This is a genomic window from Nocardia sp. NPDC058497 (assembly GCF_042720195.1).
Classification (GTDB): domain Bacteria; phylum Actinomycetota; class Actinomycetes; order Mycobacteriales; family Mycobacteriaceae; genus Nocardia.
In genome coordinates, this window is the sequence record NZ_JBHXMY010000842.1 from 1 (window position 1) to 1923 (window position 1923).

Consider the following 1923-nt stretch of genomic DNA (forward strand, 5'->3'; position numbering starts at 1 on the left):
CGGCCACCCGCGCTGACTGACGGTCGCGGGGGCGCGGAGAGGTGTATAAGAGACAGGCTGCTGAACAAAGTCGGCGGAGTCGGGACCGCATGGGCGAGTCAGGCCCGCGTGCATCTGACTCGACAGGCCGAGCGGGTCGAGCAGTCCATCCGGGCCGACCGTGCTTTCCTGCACGCCCGGACCCTGCTGACCAGAGTCGAGGATCCCGAGCTTCGGGATGAACTGAGCAAAGCCGCCATCGTCTTCGCGTTGGGGCAGTCCGCGGCGGCAACGTCGAGCGGAACACCGAAGGATCCGCTGGAACCCGCTCGACACCCCGTGCCGGGACAGCGCCGCTGATTCCCCACCAGTCGGTGTGAACCTCCGCGACGTGCGTGAATGCGCGGGCTTTCGCGGAGGTTCTCGGCAATGTCGGTGTGCCTTTCTACTTTTCGCTCGTTCGACACACCGCACGAGTCAGCGAGGATCCATGACGACCGCCGAAACCACCTACCTGGAACTGTCCGACGACACCGGTTCCTCGCACAAGTTCTACGAGGTGATCGTCACCGGCACCCAGGTGAACATCCGCTTCGGCCGGATCGGTGAGCACGGTCAGTCCAAGGCGAGCTCGTTCGCCACGGCGGAGAAGGCGAAGTCGGCCGCGCAGAAGAAGATCGGCGAGAAGGTCCGCAAGGGTTACGCGCCCGCCGTGATGGGTGCGCGCCAGCGCCGCGCGGCGACCCGCCGCGTGATCACCAGCCAGCGCTCGACCGCCAAGAGCGCCCCGGTCCTGTGGCGCTTCGATTCCGGCGCCGCCGCGTTCGGCATCTTCGTCGACGAGCAGCGCTGCTGGGTCGGCAACGAGAACGGCGAGGTCTTCACCCTCACCCCCGAGGGCGTGGTGACCAATCGCTACCAGCTACCCGACGGCGTGAAATGCCTGGTGGCCGACGACTTCTGGATCTATGCCGGCTGCGACGACGGCCGCGTCTACGATCTGTCGGGCAAGGTCCCGCGCGCCGCCTACGACGTCTCCGCCACCGACGTCTACTGGCTCGACATCCACGACGGCATCCTCGCCGCCTCCGACGCCGCGGGCGGTCTGACCGTCATCGACCACGAGGAGGAATCCCTGTGGTCGGCCCGCAGCACCGGTTCGTCCGGCTGGATGGTGCGCCTTGACCCCACCGGGGTCTACCACGGCCACAGCAATGGCGTCACCAAGTACGACCTGGAAACCGGTGCCACCCACTGGCATTCACCTACCCACGGCTCCGTCCTGTTCGGCTGGCAGGAGACCTCCGACGTCTACGCGGGCACCGCGGCCAACCGCGTCGAGGAGATCACCAAGCAGGGCGTCACCACCCGCGCCTACCAGTGCGACGCCGCCGTCTTCTCCTGCGCCGCCTCCCCCGACGGCCGCTACGTCTTCGCCGGCGACTCGCACTCGTCGGTCTACTGCTTCGACGCCACCGGCACCCGCCTGTGGAAACTGGCCACCGGCTGCGGCTCGGCCTACTCCATGCAGTACCACGACGAGAAGCTGTACCTGGTCACCACCTCCGGCGCGCTGGCCTGCCTCGACGTGAGCGAGTCCGCCATCCGCGATGCCGATCAGGGCGTGCTCCCCAGCACCGTCTCGGTCAAGGCCCCCGAGATCTCCGCCGTCGCCGCCTCCAGCACCGTCGAGGTCACCACCGACGCGGGCACCGGCATCGTCGTCGAATGCGTCGAACACGGCGGCTCCCTGCGCGTGCACGTCGTCAGCCCCGGCTACGAGCGTGGCTGGAACGTCCAGTTCCCCCGCGACATCCGCCAGGCAGGCACACGCTATGTCGTCGACGCCGTCACCGAATCGGCCCGCGGTGGCTTCTACCGCGTTCGCGGCGACATCCGCCGCCTGAGCTGACCGAGGTCACTCGGTCAGCTGGCCGGGCGGTA

2 protein-coding genes are annotated in these 1923 nt (G+C 68.1%); both read left to right on the plus strand.

The genetic code is table 11. The features are described 5' to 3' along the window. A partial coding sequence (locus tag ACFWPJ_RS31635; RefSeq protein ID WP_378857016.1) for a hypothetical protein occupies positions 1-339 on the plus strand: 339 nt, incomplete at its 5' end. 130 nt (positions 340-469) lie between these two features. Continuing rightward, positions 470-1891 (plus strand): WGR domain-containing protein, encoded by a 1422-nt coding sequence (locus ACFWPJ_RS31640; protein WP_378857018.1) that lies wholly within the window; start codon positions 470-472, stop codon positions 1889-1891. Positions 1892-1923 lie beyond the last annotated feature (32 nt).